Source organism: Vibrio harveyi NBRC 15634 = ATCC 14126 = KCTC 12724 (assembly GCF_001591145.1).
GTDB classification, from domain to species: domain Bacteria; phylum Pseudomonadota; class Gammaproteobacteria; order Enterobacterales; family Vibrionaceae; genus Vibrio; species Vibrio harveyi.
On sequence record NZ_BCUF01000041.1, the window covers coordinates 38,625 to 54,236 of the forward strand.

At 47.5% G+C, this 15,612-nt stretch carries 13 protein-coding genes; 5 read left to right on the forward strand and 8 right to left on the reverse strand.

Going from position 1 to position 15,612, the window contains the following annotated elements:
* Positions 1-89: 89 nt before the first annotated feature.
* The 7 genes from VHA02S_RS18915 to lptM form a co-directional block, all read right to left on the reverse strand.
* Positions 90-2,576 carry a bifunctional diguanylate cyclase/phosphodiesterase gene (locus VHA02S_RS18915; RefSeq protein WP_017817446.1) on the reverse strand — a complete coding sequence of 829 codons (2,487 nt, stop codon included), beginning with the start codon at positions 2,574-2,576 and terminating at the stop codon, positions 90-92.
* A gap of 138 nt (positions 2,577-2,714) precedes the next feature.
* Positions 2,715-3,431, reverse strand: coding sequence for a 5-amino-6-(5-phospho-D-ribitylamino)uracil phosphatase YigB (yigB, locus tag VHA02S_RS18920; RefSeq protein ID WP_038897946.1), 717 nt, complete (start codon positions 3,429-3,431; stop codon positions 2,715-2,717).
* A 12-nt stretch (positions 3,432-3,443) separates the two neighbouring features.
* Entirely contained in the window at positions 3,444-4,385 is a 942-nt protein-coding gene (xerC, locus tag VHA02S_RS18925) for a tyrosine recombinase XerC (RefSeq protein WP_005430404.1), read from the reverse strand.
* Entirely contained in the window at positions 4,351-5,055 is a 705-nt protein-coding gene (locus VHA02S_RS18930) for a DUF484 family protein (protein WP_038897957.1), read from the reverse strand. Before VHA02S_RS18930 ends, xerC begins: the two co-directional genes overlap by 35 nt.
* A 20-nt stretch (positions 5,056-5,075) precedes the next feature.
* The gene (dapF, locus tag VHA02S_RS18935; protein ID WP_038897945.1) at positions 5,076-5,906 is read right to left on the reverse strand and encodes a diaminopimelate epimerase; all 831 of its coding nucleotides are present in this window, start codon (positions 5,904-5,906) and stop codon (positions 5,076-5,078) included.
* A gap of 10 nt (positions 5,907-5,916) precedes the next feature.
* Positions 5,917-7,170 carry a diaminopimelate decarboxylase gene (lysA, locus tag VHA02S_RS18940; protein WP_005452029.1) on the reverse strand — a complete coding sequence of 418 codons (1,254 nt, stop codon included), beginning with the start codon at positions 7,168-7,170 and terminating at the stop codon, positions 5,917-5,919.
* A gap of 61 nt (positions 7,171-7,231) precedes the next feature.
* Complete coding sequence (gene lptM / locus VHA02S_RS26590; RefSeq protein ID WP_005533626.1) at positions 7,232-7,348, reverse strand: LPS translocon maturation chaperone LptM; 117 nt, start codon at positions 7,346-7,348, stop codon at positions 7,232-7,234.
* A 74-nt stretch (positions 7,349-7,422) separates the two neighbouring features.
* Here lptM and cyaY point away from each other — a divergent pair, with 74 nt between their 5' ends.
* On the forward strand, positions 7,423-7,737 hold the full coding sequence (gene cyaY, locus VHA02S_RS18950; protein WP_005438551.1) for an iron donor protein CyaY: 315 nt from the start codon (positions 7,423-7,425) through the stop codon (positions 7,735-7,737).
* A gap of 75 nt (positions 7,738-7,812) precedes the next feature.
* Here the strand turns inward: cyaY and VHA02S_RS18955 are convergent, their stop codons facing one another.
* Entirely contained in the window at positions 7,813-10,341 is a 2,529-nt protein-coding gene (locus VHA02S_RS18955; RefSeq protein WP_005452031.1) for a class I adenylate cyclase, read from the reverse strand.
* A gap of 348 nt (positions 10,342-10,689) precedes the next feature.
* Here VHA02S_RS18955 and hemC point away from each other — a divergent pair, with 348 nt between their 5' ends.
* From hemC to VHA02S_RS18975, 4 genes are read left to right on the forward strand one after another with little or no spacing between them, the layout of a single operon-like run.
* Positions 10,690-11,628, forward strand: coding sequence for a hydroxymethylbilane synthase (hemC, locus tag VHA02S_RS18960; RefSeq protein WP_005438556.1), 939 nt, complete (start codon positions 10,690-10,692; stop codon positions 11,626-11,628).
* Positions 11,629-11,630: 2 nt separating this feature from the next.
* On the forward strand, positions 11,631-12,359 hold the full coding sequence (locus VHA02S_RS18965; RefSeq protein ID WP_038897943.1) for a uroporphyrinogen-III synthase: 729 nt from the start codon (positions 11,631-11,633) through the stop codon (positions 12,357-12,359).
* Positions 12,360-12,376: 17 nt separating this feature from the next.
* Complete coding sequence (locus tag VHA02S_RS18970) at positions 12,377-13,588, forward strand: uroporphyrinogen-III C-methyltransferase (RefSeq protein ID WP_005452033.1); 1,212 nt, start codon at positions 12,377-12,379, stop codon at positions 13,586-13,588.
* Positions 13,588-14,769, forward strand: a complete 1,182-nt coding sequence (locus VHA02S_RS18975; RefSeq protein WP_005452034.1) for a heme biosynthesis protein HemY — start codon at positions 13,588-13,590, stop codon at positions 14,767-14,769. The genes VHA02S_RS18970 and VHA02S_RS18975 overlap by 1 nt, the downstream gene beginning before the upstream one ends.
* The last annotated feature ends 843 nt before the right edge of the window (positions 14,770-15,612 follow it).

Genomic DNA, 15,612 nt, shown 5'->3' on the forward strand with positions numbered 1-15,612 from the left:
CGCAGCTCTAACGCTGCGTTTTTTATTGGATGCTGTTTCACGTGAAACAAAACTTTAGAGCTCTTAAGCTCAATTAGAGCAAAGCCACATTAAAACAAACGTGTCGGTTCACCCAAATAATAACCTTGCAGATAGTCCACCCCCATGTCCTGCGCAATGTCACACACCTCTTTGTTGTGCACGAACTCCGCGACGGTCTTAGCATTAAATACCTGACACAAACGCACCAACTGCGAGGCAATCTTGCGCTGCTTTTGGTCTTTGTCGATATAGCGAATCAAACTGCCATCGAGCTTAATCACTTCCGGCTCTAACTTGAGGATCTCATCAATATTGGAGTAACCCGAGCCAAAGTCGTCGACAATGATGCGTGCACCTAGGCTTCTAAAGTGACTGCACACCTCAATCATTCGCCCGTAGTCTTTGATTTGCTCCGACTCCAAGACTTCTAAACCAATCCGTCTTGGGTCGTTCAGCTGAGTAATAGCATGTTCAAGCAACATCAAGGTTTTATCGCTGAGTAAATCCTGAGGTGACAAGTTAATTGAGAAGTCACCATGCTGGTCTTTCATGTAGTTGAGCGTTGAGCGAATCATGTGACGGCTCAAACGCGTGTACAAATGCGTATCAGAAATGATAGGTAAGAAACGCCCCGGCGCAATGATGCTGCCATCCTCTTCCATGATGCGCACCAAACACTCTTGGCTCGCGGGACGATGGTTGTAAGCGTGCACAATTGGCTGACTGTAGGTAATGATGTTCTGCTTGAGAATAGCGCGGCTCACACAGCTCAACCAACCCAACTGCTCTTTTCGCACATCTTCATTGACCTCAATGTCTTTGGCATTACAGATATGAGTATTACTTCGCACCCCAGCTCTTCGCGCTTCAATGCCTTTGAGGAGCAATTCATCCGGCGATGCAGTTGGAAAATCACGACGGCTAACTAAGCCACCGCACAATGAAATCGAAAGGTAATCAATATCTCGTAAGCCACTTGGTTCAAAGTTGGTTTGCTCAACCGCATCAGCAAAGCGAGTAAAGTGTTGCTTAATCATTTCACTGCTTCCGTCAGCTTTGAATAAGAACGCCCACTCACCGACACCAATGCTATAAAGTTGCAGCGCGGCAGGTTTACCAAGCCGTTTACGCAGGCGATTGCTAAAGTGCATCGACAAGTCTTTCAGCAGTTGGTCGCCAACGCGATAACCGTACTTTTCGTTGATATGGCTAAAGTTAAGCAGTTTGAGCGTCAGTAAATGCTCATCGGTATCAATGCTGATCAAACGCTCTTGCAGCGCAACACGATTTTGTAATCCTGTGCGGCTATCTCGGCGGAAGCTCTGTTCTAGCTTTTTCGCTTGGCGATCGAGTTGATACCCCATATGAGCGTTCATGTTATTTAGATCGCCAATCGCATTGCGGATCAGGCTAAACAAGGGAGAGATAGAAGTGCTCACTTCTTGCTGTGGCATATTAAGCGCAGCAACTTCATCCCCCTCACGCATCGCCAAGTAAGTCAGGCTATGGTGCAGAATTTCTTGTTGGTGATTCTCGCCGTACAACTCGCCCATGCAGTAACTGCCCGACGTGTGAGAAATGTCCGTGAAGGCACGAACTTCATCGCTGCTATCAATAAAATCAAGTCGCGATGCGCAGTTATAAATCATCACGGCTTCAGGCTGATGCATGGAAAGCTCCACCACTCCATGGCGAACTTGTTCAAGCGTTAACGAAGGATGGTTGTAACAGAACTGAACTTCATCACCCAAACACCAAGGACGGTCGAAGCTCATGCTGCCGTCGGGATGGATTTCCGTCACGGCACACACCTCTTTTCGCCCAATGGATTCTCGATAAAGTGGGAAATTCAGCAGTTGATTGAGCGATAGGTCGTGCCCGTCAGCAAGGTAATGTTTGTACACTTCCAACGCTTTACGCTCGCCCAAGCGATACAAGCGCGTCCCTTTGGCGTGAGTAACCTTATGCGGCATACCAATCGGGTTCCACTCAGAATACGCGCTCGTCCATGTTTTCAAAGTATTGCTGTGCAAGGCAACCGCGACAACCGCTTCATCATAAACTTGGTCTTGATGCAGAACCCAACAACCGTCATCGATGGTTTGAGCCAAACCGCCAGAAACCTTCGGACCGTCGGCATCAAATACGCGATACACCGGATAATCACGGCGTTCGATTTGGACAGAAAAGCTAATAATGGCTTTGGAGTTATCTTGCAGTTGTAAAGCTTGCTTGAGATCGTAGCCATCGATATCTGGCGAGAAGGAATAATGCTGAACCGCAGACGTGAGCGTGGTTTGTTCAAACTCCATCACACACACTAAGCAGCCATGGTTGATGATCTCACCTTCCAAGATAACGTGACGGGTGCTGTGACCGATGATGTGCGTGTTGGGTAATCTTTCGAGTATTGCCCGAGCGAGCGAGGCAGCGGAATCGCGTGATTGGGTGGATAGGAGTTGCACCAGATAACGTTTATCTGCACAACACTGAGAAGTGACTAAAAAGTCATTAAGCTGATCCACATTTTGAACCAGTTGAGAGAATGCTCGCATTTACCCTACCACTGCCGTCATCAAGCCACACCACATGGAAGTGGTTTTATTATTTTACTTTGATGAGAGTAATTTACGTGGCTTTAGACGGCTTTTCTAGAGTCAGAATGAAGATTGAATGGATTAATGCGAAAGTGATTACAAAAGCGCGAGTAACGACTGCAAGTTATTGATTTCAATGTCAGGTAACGTTCGCGTTTTTGCCTGAGTAATGACATTTTTATTCATGTCATTAAACCAGCATGCGGCAAAACTCGCGAGTTTTGCACCTTGAACATCCGTCACCAGATGATCGCCGACATGAAGAATGTGCTCACTAGGCAAATCCAGAAACTGCTGCGCTTTGGTGAACATATCCGGCGCAGGTTTCGCGCTGCCATCCGGCCCTGCTTTCAGCACTTGCTGGAAATAAGGCGTAAGACCAATTCGATCTAAATCCACATTACCGTTAGTGATTGCTACCAGCGGGATTTCTTGCCCGAGTTCAGCAAGTACATCGAGGCTTTGCTGTGGTACTTCAAAACGGTTACGCCAGTCTAAAGCAACCTCGACTGCGGCTTGCGCAGCTGTATGGGCAGCTTCGTTATCGTACCCAACTTGAGAGAAGGCTTGCTTGAGCTGCACTAAACGCCACAAAGTGACGTCACTCTTCAGCTCAGGTTGTTGCTGCACGACACGCTGCTTGAGTGCAAACCAATCGGCTTTATCTAGGTGAGCGACCGCCGGATGATGGTGTTTAAGCCAAGATAACAACTCACGCTCCATACGAACTATCACTGGATAGTTGTCATAGAGGGTGTCATCAAGGTCAAACGTCATCGCCTTTACAGGCGCAATACGGCGGTAGAATTTCATGAGATTCCTTGGTTAGTCCGACTTATCGTCGTTTCTCTTACGGGCTCTTGGATGCGCCTGATCATAAGCTTGTGCTAAATGTTGGAAATCCAAGTGGGTGTAGATTTGGGTAGTGGAAATGTTTTCGTGCCCCAATAGCTCTTGCACCGCACGTAAGTTATTGCTCGATTCCAACATGTGCGTCGCAAACGAGTGACGCAGTTTGTGCGGGCTGATATGGCTCGCTACCGACTGTTTCTGCCCCCATTCCGCCATACGCTTTTGCACACTGCGATGTGAGATTCGTGTACCCAGCTTAGAAACAAACAGTGCCGGTTCACCCGGCGCGGCTAGATCACCACGCACACGCAGCCACTTGCCAACCCATTCGGTTGCCATACCAGAGAATGGCACTTTACGTTCTTTATCGCCTTTACCAATCACTCGTAATTCGCCACTGCGCAGCTGAACATCACGCACGTCTACGCTCACCAGTTCTGCCAAACGCAGACCAGCGCCGTACATTAGCTCCATCATGGCACGATCGCGTACCGCTAACGGGTCGTCCTCGTTCACTTCGAGCAATTGGTTTACTTCATCCACATCGAGGTTCTTTGGTAGTGGACGTTTCTTACGTGGCGCAGAAACCCCTTTGGCTGGGTTAGCTGACATTTCTCCACGTAGGATCAGGAAATCGAAAAAGCTGCGTAGAGAAGATAAGCGCGTCGCTAAGCTGCTGGCTTTCATGCCTTCACGCATGCCTTTACCTGCCAATTGACGAACCCAACCAGCATCGACTTGAGACCAATCTTTCAACCCCATCTCAGCCAAGTGGTGAGCCATGGTTTCCAATTGTTGTTTGTAGTTGCGTTGGGTGTGCAGGCTAAGCCCCTTTTCGCTTCGCAGGAATTCGTAGAAGCGTTCAAGAGGCTTTTGAAGACTATTTGGCAGAGGAGTGTTGGGAGTTGTCGTCATCGTGACTTTGCCATACCAATGTTTGAGCGAGATGTGCCACTACTAAGGATAGGTGACGCAAAAACAAGGTATCCATATCTGGTTGGAAATGACCGCCATCTTCGCTAGAAAACGCCAGTACGCCAAGCATCTGCTTTTTCACAAGCGGTAACACCACATAGGAACCCATTTCTGGAACGTCCATATCTCCAAACAACGCTTCGCGATCCACTTTACGCAGACGACCTAAGTACGCCTCTTTGCCGTTTAAGTGGTTGGTAGCAAAACGTTGGTAGCTTTCCTTACTCAATTGAGTCGCAGCATCACACTGGCTCAATAGACGCACATACGCCTTCAAGCCAAGGTCTTTGGCTTTCAGCTCAATGGCGTTGATGACTTGCTTAAAGTCGCCGCACTTAAGGATTTGTCCTTGCAGATCCATGAACTCGTAGAAGGTGCGATCATTGTTCGCCGCTAAAGACATCAGTGTGGTGATCTCTTCTTCTAGCTCTTCAATTCGTTGACGTTGGCGGTTCATTTGAATGTGAACTAACGAGACCGTGCCTAAATCTGCATGAGGCATAGAAAGGCGATCAACCAATTCTGGGCGTTGAACGAAGAAGTCAGGATGATCTTTTAAATACTGAGCAACGACTTCTGCGGTCAGCGCATCCGCTTCAACTTCTGGGATTTGGTTTTCTTGTTCTTCAACTAGCACGACAATTGACCATCAAATACGTGAGTTGCTGGACCGGTCATAAACAATGGTTTGCCTGGACCTTGCCAATATATGCGTAGGTCACCACCAGGAAGTGAAACTTTCACGTTTTCATCCAATAGACCTTGCAGGATGCCCACCGCAACTGCGCCACAGGCACCGCTGCCGCAAGCTTGTGTTTCACCCGCACCACGCTCATACACGCGTAGGCGGATGTGATTGCGATTCACAACTTGCATAAAGCCCGCGTTCACACGCTCAGGGAAGCGTTCGTGTGATTCTAATAGCGGTCCGAGTGTTTCCACTTCTGCCGTATCCACATCGTCGACCACAGTCACCACGTGCGGGTTACCCATGCTCACTGCGCCACAGAACAGGGTCTTATCGCCTGCACGCATGATGTAGGTTTTCTCTTTCTGCTTCGCTTTGAAAGGGATCTTGTTCGGCTCGAATTCAGGTACGCCCATGTTCACCGTGACTTCACCATCATCTTCAACATCAAGAATCATCTTACCTTTCTTGGTGCTAACGCTGATGCTGTACTTATTAGTCAAACCTTTCAAACGGACGAAACGCGCGAAACAGCGAGCGCCATTACCACACTGCTCAACTTCACTACCATCGGCATTAAAAATGCGGTAGTGGAAATCGGTTTCTGGATCATAAGGCGCTTCAACCACGAGCAATTGGTCAAAACCGACGCCCGTGTGACGATCCGCCAAACGACGGATCAAATCTTGCGAGAAAAACACGTTCTGGGTAATGCAGTCGACGACCATAAAGTCGTTGCCCAAACCGTGCATTTTGGAAAAGTGGAAATGCATTTGTTGTGTGTTACTCCGGTAGAATCTGTTCCAGCTGCCACAAACTGGTCAGCTCCTCACGCTGGCGAACAAGGTGGCTTTGGTTGCCATCCACCATCACTTCCGCCGCTCGGGTACGAGTATTGTAGTTCGAAGACATCACAAAACCATAGGCGCCAGCAGAGCGAACCGCGAGTAGATCACCTTCTTGCAGTACTAGTGCTCGATCTTTGCCCAAGAAATCGCCCGTTTCACAGATAGGTCCGACTAAATCGTAAGTCTGTGCTTCACCTTCGCGTGGTGAAACTGGGACAATATCTTGCCATGCTTGATACAGCGCAGGACGCATTAAGTCGTTCATCGCCGCATCGATAATCGCAAAGTTTTTGTGCTCAGTGTGTTTTAGGAATTCCACACGCGTCAACAAGATACCAGCGTTAGCTGCAATTGCACGACCTGGTTCGAAAATCAGTTCAAGATCTTGATGGTTCTCAAGACGACCTAACAGTGCTTTCGCGTAATCAGAAGGCTGTGGTGGCAATTCATCACGATATACCACACCCAGACCACCACCAACGTCCAGATGACGGATGTTGATGCCTTGTGCTTTCAGATCATCAATCAGAGCCAAGAGGCGATCTGTCGCGTCGATGAAAGGTTCAATCTCAGTCAACTGAGAACCAATGTGGCAGTCGATACCTTGCACGTTGAGATTTGGTAGGCTCTGAGCAAATTTATATACTGCCGGAGCACGGTCAAAAGCGATACCAAACTTGTTGTCGCGCAGACCAGTCGAGATATAAGGGTGTGTTTTTGCGTCTACGTCAGGGTTAATTCGTAGAGAAATCGGTGCAACCACACCTAACTCACCTGCGACTTTGTTCAAGCGCTCAAGTTCAGGTTCTGATTCCACGTTGAAGCATTTGATGCCCAGCTCCAGTGCGCGTTTCATCTCTGCTGGCGTTTTACCAACACCCGAGAACACCACCTTCTTCGCATCACCGCCAGCCGCGATAACGCGTTCAAGCTCACCACCCGATACAATATCGAAACCTGAACCCAAACGAGCCAGTGCATTCAATACGCCAAGGTTAGAGTTTGCTTTTACTGCGTAACAAACAAGATGAGGATGCTGACCCACAGCGCTATCAAACGCATTCCAGTGACGCTCTAGCGTTGCTCGTGAGTAAACATAAAGAGGAGTGCCATGTTGCTCGGCGAGAGCTTGGAGTGAGACGTCTTCGGCCCAAAGCTGGCCATCATCCTGATAGTTGAAGTAATCCAAAATTTGCTTCCCTTAATTAATTCGACTGCTAAACCCTGTTTTCACCCGAAGGTGTGGCTGATTATTGTGACTGCTCGTTTTGTTGAGCGTCATCTGGGATATAAAGTGAACCTGATTGACCACAACCAGCAAGGGTCGCTGCAACCATCACAAACAACACCGTAAGTAATTTTTTCATTTTGCATATCGTGATTATTAAACCAATGCCCCCTATAATCGCACCACACTCAGGAAAAGCAATAGGATAGACGGATGAACGATACTGAATTTCATCAACTGGTGGATGCGCAGATGCAACTCATCGAAGAATCCATCGATGATTCAGGTGCAGACATTGATTACGAAGTCACTGGCAACGTAATGACATTAGAGTTTGAAGACCGCAGCCAAATCATCATTAACCGCCAAGAGCCAATGCATGAGATCTGGTTAGCATCGAAGTCTGGTGGCTTCCACTTTAAGCTAGTCGATAACAAATGGACTTGCTCTAAAACGGGCATGGAACTGTTTGAAATGGTGAAAGAAGAGTGCGAAAAGCACGCTGGCGAAACGATCGATTGGGCATAAGCCAAATGGGTCTTCGTGGCGACCAGTCACCTAAACGACAAAAGAGCACCAAGGTGCTCTTTTTTGTTGTTCGTTTTACGCATTAACCGCTTTGGTTGGGCGAGTCGGCGTACAGCCATCATTGCGGTAAGGGATAATGTAGGTGTTCCCTTCTTCCGGATGAATAATTTGGTAGTACTGCGGCAAGTTAAAGTTAATAAACTTCGACGATACACGACTGTCATCTTTCACCGAGGTGTAGAAGCTGTTCACTGACGCAATCATTTCATCTTTCGAACCACTGAATTGATGATAAACCTCAACTTGGTTTGACTCATCCAGTACGTAGATATTGAAACCATCGTCAGTGTCTTCAAAGAAAAACTGCACCAAACCTTCACTGGCAAAGCCATCCACTACTTCTGGTAGTTGGTACTCTTGTTCACGATCCAGCATCAACAGCGGTGAACCTTTCAGCTTGTTGGTTGAAATACTGCGGTAGAAATCGACCGAGTTTTCTAGCTTCTGAACCGATACACCACGACGCTCAAAGAACAGACCGTAAGTTTGGTTAGCGAGGCGCATGGCTTTAAAGCGACGGCGTTTCTCTTGCTCAACCGGCTTCAAACGTAAGTCGATACACTCTGCCAATAGCTGATACACCATATTGCGCATCACGCCACGCATGTTCTTCGCGTAGCAGAATACATCCACCGACTCTGGCGGAATCGCATCTTGGTGCATTTTGCCAAGAATGGTCTTCAATGCATCCAACATCGCGGTTTCACCTTTGAAGTGCAGGGTACGCACTTCGTGCCATGAGTTGCGATAAACCAAATCGACACTGCCGACCAAGTTAATTTGCTCAGGACCAAAGCTGAAGATATCAGTGTTCTTCACATCCACTTTGAGTGAGCGACCAGACAACTCTGCCGTTGGATCATTTTCAAAGTTGATGAACATCGCCATCTGGCTAATTTCGCACGGGCTACCCAACGCTTGCATGGTTGGACGACGCTTGCGTAACGAGAAGGTGTTACGTAGGTCGCTCACCATTTGGTAGAACTTATCGATGTCTAACTGCGCTTCACGCACCACAGCGTGCAAACGCGTCGACTCGGTAATCAAACCGTTAAAGAACGCCCAAGAAACCAACTTACTCAAGTACTCATGATGCTCAAGACAAGGCTGACCAAGAATGCGGTGCGCAATCAGTGGTTGCTTGTACAAGTACCAACCTGATTTGTTCACCCCACCCTCTTTTACTTCAATGAAGCTCAAGTCGGGTTCGTGCAAATCTGGCGAGATCTGAGGGTTAAGCAAAGTAACTTTACCCGGCAGCACTTCGAATGCCGCGTACAGCTTACGAGCAAGAATACTGATGTCTTGCGGACTGATCGCTGAAGTAATGTCGTTACGACGCGCAAACTGAATCAAGTTACGGTAGCTTTGCATCAAAGCATCCAACAGTGCATGGTGCACCACTTTCACTTGTTCTACTTTCCAGTTACGGCGATCGTCGAGCTCTGCCAATACCACTTCATCCCAATCCCATTTCGCAATCATGTCGCTCAAGGCTTCACGACGCCAAGCTACAGAGCCTACATCAGGTTCACGAGACAGCTTTTCATGGGTTTTAAGGTAGAAACAGCGACGAACTAAATCCAAACGTGTGTCGTCTTGGATTCGCTCTAGGTAACGCGTTACTTTCTCTAGCATCAAGTAGTACGCATCCATGCCGTACAAGTCAGGCTCGTGGGCAAAGAAGCGACGTTTGGTGTCGATACTGAGAAGTTGTGTGTGCGGGTATTCCCACGAGTAAGCTTCAAGCAAGATCGCTTTCAACACGGATTTGTAAGGGGAATCGATACTCTTGTACAGCTGCCACAAGTTCGAGCCGAAATACTCTTCAGCAGGAATGCGGTTAAGCTGACCAAAGTTGATCCACTCATCACAGTTGATGTAGCCATCTTTACAAAGCTGTGCAACGTACTCGTCGTAACACTCTTCCATTTCTGGAGGCACGATTTGCCACAACAAACGCTGCCCTGCCAGACGAACCGCAGAACGGTAGAATTCATCCAGCAGTAATAGATGCTGAGAAGAACCACAGTTATCGCCGGTCATCTCTTCAGAACGGTTGCTACGAAAACGCTCTTCATCCATTAAGAAGAAGTTCGCTTCTACACCTTGGCTTTGTGCCCAATCGGTGATCAGCAAGCATTTGTTGGTCAGCAGTTCACGTTGGTCGTTATCCATCTCCGGTGAGATACACACCCAAATATCCAAATCACTTGAAGTACTTTGACCAATAGAAGAGGTACTGCCCATGGTATACAAACCTAAGATCGCAGGTTGCTCTGCTGTCTTAAGCGGTTGACCGATTGTCAGTTGGGTATCATCAAGGAATTGTTGCTGGAGATCGTTCAGCTCTAGACCAAACACACCATAAGGTACGTCTGCATCGTAGTAGCCGGGAATAACAGGATGGTTGTAGTTCAACAAGGCAGGAATCAAGTGGAAGACTTGCTGGCTTTGCGAATCCATAAGCGCCAGCGCACGGTCGATCCGTTGCTGGTTCAGGTTATCTAATCGCTGAATAAGTTTTTGGGTGTAAGCCTGCAAGGGAAGTTCCTTGGTTGAACAATCACGAAAATCTGCTGATGTTTTAAACCAAAACGGTGTAAAAACGTGATCAATTTAACACTTTCATCAGGGTTGGTAAAGATTTCCACCCGCAAATAGTTGTGGTCTGAAAACCCCACACTAGTCGCAAAAATCGATAGCGCAGTAGTGTCGCTTGTATTCACCTATAACTAATAATAGTCCTTAGCCTAAATGAGAATCCAGTCACACTATTTTCATAACGTCATGTAATTCGATTCATGACACCAAGAGAAGCCTAACTAACATTAAGACTTTCACGCGTTGAGTGGTAGGATTAGGCAAAACTAAAACAGCATTGAGAAGACCATGACACAATCTACGCCAATTCGCATTGCAACTCGAAAAAGCCCTCTTGCCCTATGGCAAGCTCACTATGTAAAAGACGCACTTCAAGCCGCTCATCCAGGTCTGGAAGTTGAGCTGGTTACTATGGTGACCAAAGGCGACATCATTTTGGATACGCCGCTAGCAAAAGTCGGTGGTAAAGGCTTGTTTGTGAAAGAGCTAGAAGTGGCAATGCTTGAAGGTCGTGCGGACCTTGCGGTGCACTCAATGAAAGATGTACCAGTAGACTTCCCTGAAGGTCTTGGCTTGGTGACGATTTGTGAGCGTGAAGACCCACGTGATGCATTCGTTTCTAACACTTACAACAACATTGATGAGCTGCCACAAGGCGCAGTTGTAGGTACTTGTAGCCTGCGCCGTCAGTGTCAGTTAAAAGAATACCGCCCAGACCTAGTTATCAAAGAGCTGCGTGGCAACGTAGGTACTCGTCTAGGTAAGCTAGATGCAGGTGAATACGACGCGATCATTCTTGCTGCTGCAGGTCTGAAACGCCTTGAGCTAGAAGAGCGCATCCGTAGCTTTATCGAGCCAGAGCAATCACTACCAGCAGTAGGTCAAGGCGCGGTGGGTATTGAGTGCCGTGTGGATGACGAGCGTCTACTTAAACTGCTTGAGCCACTAAACCACCAAGATACAGCAGATCGCGTACGCTGTGAGCGCGCGATGAACCTCACCCTTGAAGGTGGCTGTCAGGTGCCTATCGGCAGTTACTCACTGCTTGATGGTGACAACATCTGGCTACGCGCACTGGTTGGTGAACCAGACGGCAGCCTAATTGTGCGTGGTGAAATTCGCGGTCACCGCAACGATGCCGAAGCACTCGGTGTTCAACTGGCTAACGAGCTACTTGAAAACGGTGCGCGCGACATCCTAACCAAACTGTACGCAGACCACGAATAATCATGGCAGTGTTGGTCACTCGTCCGGGAGAGCAAGGCATGGCGCTTTGCTCTCTGCTCGAAAGGCACGGCAAAACTGCAATTTATCATCCTCTGATCGACATCGTCGCCGATCTCAGCGACACACAACTCTCCAAATACATTGAAACCGCTCAAATCATCATTGCTGTTAGCCAACATGCGGTGCAATGCGCAGAGCAAATCTTGCAGAACCACGCTAAATCATGGTCTAAGCAGGCTGTATACCTTGCCGTTGGTCAAAAAACAGCACACTATTTGAGCAAATGTACCCAACAGAAAGTACACTATCCACAAGTCAGTGATAGTGAACACTTGTTGCAGCTTCCCGAGCTAAACAATGTAGAAAAACAAACAGTTCTGATCCTTCGTGGCAACGGTGGTAGAGAGCTGATAAAAGATGCATTGGTGAGACGTGGAGCAAAAGTTCACTATAGTGAGACTTATAAGAGAGAATTTATCCCATTCGATCCAGTAAGCTGTGTCTCACTATGGAAAACCCAACAAATCGACCAGATTATCGTCACCAGTGGTGAACAACTGGATTATTTGTGCAGCCAATTGACGTCAGAGCAATTGACTTGGCTTAATCAACAAGAGTTGTATATCCCCAGTCAGCGAATCGCTGACATCGCAATTCAACGGGGCTTCACTCAGGTCAGGTGCACAGGAAGCGCATCCAACCAAGAATTACTGGCTGCTCTCCAGCCCTAGCTACACAGGATATAGGCATGACAAGTAAAAATAACGACCAAAAGAATAACGATAAAAACCTTTCCGAAGAAACCACATCGGCACCGCTAGCTGAAAAAGACACGCCTAAGAAGGAATCTGAGCCAAGCAAGGCAGAATCAAAGCCTGCTGAGCCAACTAAACCAGCAGAACCAAACAAAGTTGAATTTGAAGAGAAGCAAGGCAAACGCGGCGTCAAGCTGGGTACTGTTGCTATCGTCTTATCACTGATTTTTGGTGGCGGTCTCACTTACAAAATGCTTGAGCAGCAATCTGAATACCAAACTCAGATCGCTCAACTGCAAAGCCAACTGGAACAAGCTCAATCAGCAATGAAGCAAGAGCTTAGCCAAGTAAAAGAAGAAACTATTGAAAAAGCGACCACTGTCACTCACAAAGCAGAAGTGGTACTGGGTCAGCAACAAAAGAGCATCGAAAGCCTGCAACTGGCTGTCGCTGATGTGAAAGGTCGTCGTCCAAACGACTGGCTACTGGCAGAAGCTGACTACCTAGTAAAACTGGCAGGTCGTAAATTGTTCCTAGAGCACGACGTAGAAAGTGCTACTCAATTGATGGAAAGCGCGGACCAACGTATCGCAGCGCTGAACGACCCAAGCTTGGTCGGTCTGCGTAAAGCCATGGCAAATGACATTACTAAGCTGCGTGTTGTTCCTTTGGTAGACCGTGATGGCTTGGTATTGCGCCTCACTGCCCTACAGCAGCAAGTCGACAAACTGCCACTTGCGAATGCTTTGCTACCAGAAGCGGCAGCGGTAGAGAAGCAACAAGTGTCTGAAGACATTGCAAACTGGCAAGATAACCTGATGACGTCATTAAAAGACTTCTCAGAAAACTTCATCACCTTCCGCACTCGTGACGGCAACGTAATCCCTCTATTGTCACCACAACAACACTTCTACTTGAAAGAAAACATCAAAGCGAAGTTAGAGACGGCAATCAAAGCGGTTTACCAAGAGCAAGGTGAAATCTACACCACCTCTTTAGAAACAGCAGACAAGTGGGCAATGGCATTCTTCAACCAAGATGACAACTCGGTGAAAGAATTCAACAAAACACTGAGCCAACTGAGCAAGCAAGACATTCAAGTTGAATACCCTGCGAAGCTAGAAAGCCAAAACCAACTCTCTGACGTGATTCGGGAGCGCCTACGTCGTGAAGTGACCACAATGACAGGTACGGAGGATAAGTAATGGTTCGTCTTATTTTCCTATTTGTTGTTCTTGGTGCCGGCTTATTTGTTGGCACTCAATTCTCAGGTCAGCAAGGTTATGTCCTGATCTCTATTGCCAACAAAACCATTGAGATGAGTGTAACCACCTTAGTGATCTTCGTGATTGCGACCTTGGCGGCACTGTTCTTCTTAGAATACGTGGTCAAGAAAGTGGTTTACGCAAGCTCAAGCACATGGAATTACTTTAGCGTGCGCAAAATGCGTCGCTCTCGTCGCTACACCAACGAAGGCATCATCAAGCTACTTGAAGGTGACTGGAAAGGCGCAGAGAAGAAAGTAACACGCTGGGCAAATCATCACGACATGCCTCTCCTGTGTTACCTAGTGGCTTCAGAAGCAGCACAAGGTCAAGGTGACAAAGCGAAGCGTGACCAGTATCTAGAGCTAGCAAGCCAGCAAGAAAATGCGCACCTAGCAGTAGAACTGACTCGTGCAAAACAGTTCATTCGTGATAACGAATTCGAATCTGCATTCGATACACTGCAAGCGCTGAAAGGTCAGTACGCGAATAACTCGATTGTTCTTAACCTGCTAAAAACCACTTACATGCAGCTTAAGCTATGGCAACCGCTGATCGATCTGATGCCTCAGCTAAGCAAAGCAAAACTGGTAACGGAAGAGGAGCAAGCGGAACTGATTCAGAAAGCACAATGCGGCTTGCTACACGAAGTGGCTCAGCAGCAAGGCAGTGAAGGTCTTATCTCACACTGGAACGGGCTGCCACGTAAGGTAAAACAAGACGCTCATTTGATCGGCTGTTTTGCTCACGAGCTCATCTCACGTAAAGCAGATAACGAGGCATTCACAGTAATCAAAGAAGCACTGAAGAAGAGCCCAACACCAGAGCTGTACCAGTTACTGCCAGAGCTAAACTTACCGGATAGCCACCCAGTCATCGTATTCTTGGAAGGTGTCTTGAAGCGTGAACCAGAAAACGCAGCGGCGCAAAGTGCATTAGCGCACTTCTTCTTCCGCCAAGAAAAATGGCAAGAAGCGCAAGAGCACTTTGAGGTTGCGCTAAAACTTCGCTCAGACGTTTCTGACTATGCTTACCTAGCCGATACACTAGAGAAGCAAAACCTAACAAAAGCGGCTCACGAGGTCTCTCGTAAAGCGCTAACGCTAGTTCAAAACAACTAAGCGGTTCCGAAAGTAGAAAGCCGACAGATTACTGTCGGCTTTTTTATTGCCTGCAATTCTTCATGCCCTATCATCGTACGACTGACTCCCCCAAGAGCAGGGTTCTCTCTACTGACTGCACCTGATTAGAAATAATCATCAAAGCTTATGTCGTTCATTCCAAGCTGCTCTTCTTCGTGTCACTAAGAACCACGTGAAGCAACCGCGATCACTTTCTGCAAGACATAGCGACTGGTTTTAAATGGTTAGGAGGGAAAACCTCCTTCAGAACACAGTAAAGCGTAGTGATGGCCAAAGAAGTAACTAGGAGTAATATTATGCACTTATTCGATGTGAGAACCCCATATAGCGCTTGGGTAACGTTTGTTGTAAAAGCTAAAGCAAAGTCATATTCATCATCAGAGGAGGCTCAGAAGCGCTAATACGCATTGAATGCTGCTGCGAGTAGAAACGCTCTTTTGCTGATGCAATAGAGATAGGAATGGCAAGGAGAAAGCTCAATCACTTTCTCTGGAGGACAGTTTCTATAACCCTACGAGGCGAAGATGGCAGAAAGCCTCAAGGTACGCGTAGCACAAGACTTCTCAATAGACGAAGAGTAAAGGCGCTTAGTTTGGAGCGTGTTCGGTTGGGAGGTTGATTCAGACGCCTCAAAGCTACTTCCCAAGAATCAGAAACGACAAAAGCCCGTTGTTTTCTCAACAGGCTTTCTTTGTAGTGACTGAGTTCGAGGACGACTAATCCTAAGTCGCGACTGACTTGAGATTTGATGCAAATCCCGTCTAATTCTCAAACGTCAGAAATGACGAAAGCCCGTTGATTTCTCAACGGGCTTTCTATGTA

Bases quoted from the DNA above. Each gene is read 5' to 3' on its own strand.
- dapF (WP_038897945.1), bottom strand. From the start codon at position 5,906: ATGCATTTCCACTTTTCCAAAATGCACGGTTTGGGCAACGACTTTATG.
- xerC (WP_005430404.1), bottom strand. From the start codon at position 4,385: ATGACGACAACTCCCAACACTCCTCTGCCAAATAGTCTTCAAAAGCCT.
- lptM (WP_005533626.1), bottom strand. From the start codon at position 7,348: ATGAAAAAATTACTTACGGTGTTGTTTGTGATGGTTGCAGCGACCCTT.
- hemC (WP_005438556.1), top strand. From the start codon at position 10,690: ATGACACAATCTACGCCAATTCGCATTGCAACTCGAAAAAGCCCTCTT.
- yigB (WP_038897946.1), bottom strand. From the start codon at position 3,431: ATGAAATTCTACCGCCGTATTGCGCCTGTAAAGGCGATGACGTTTGAC.
- VHA02S_RS18975 (WP_005452034.1), top strand. From the start codon at position 13,588: ATGGTTCGTCTTATTTTCCTATTTGTTGTTCTTGGTGCCGGCTTATTT.
- VHA02S_RS18965 (WP_038897943.1), top strand. From the start codon at position 11,631: ATGGCAGTGTTGGTCACTCGTCCGGGAGAGCAAGGCATGGCGCTTTGC.
- cyaY (WP_005438551.1), top strand. From the start codon at position 7,423: ATGAACGATACTGAATTTCATCAACTGGTGGATGCGCAGATGCAACTC.
- VHA02S_RS18970 (WP_005452033.1), top strand. From the start codon at position 12,377: ATGACAAGTAAAAATAACGACCAAAAGAATAACGATAAAAACCTTTCC.
- VHA02S_RS18915 (WP_017817446.1), bottom strand. From the start codon at position 2,576: ATGCGAGCATTCTCTCAACTGGTTCAAAATGTGGATCAGCTTAATGAC.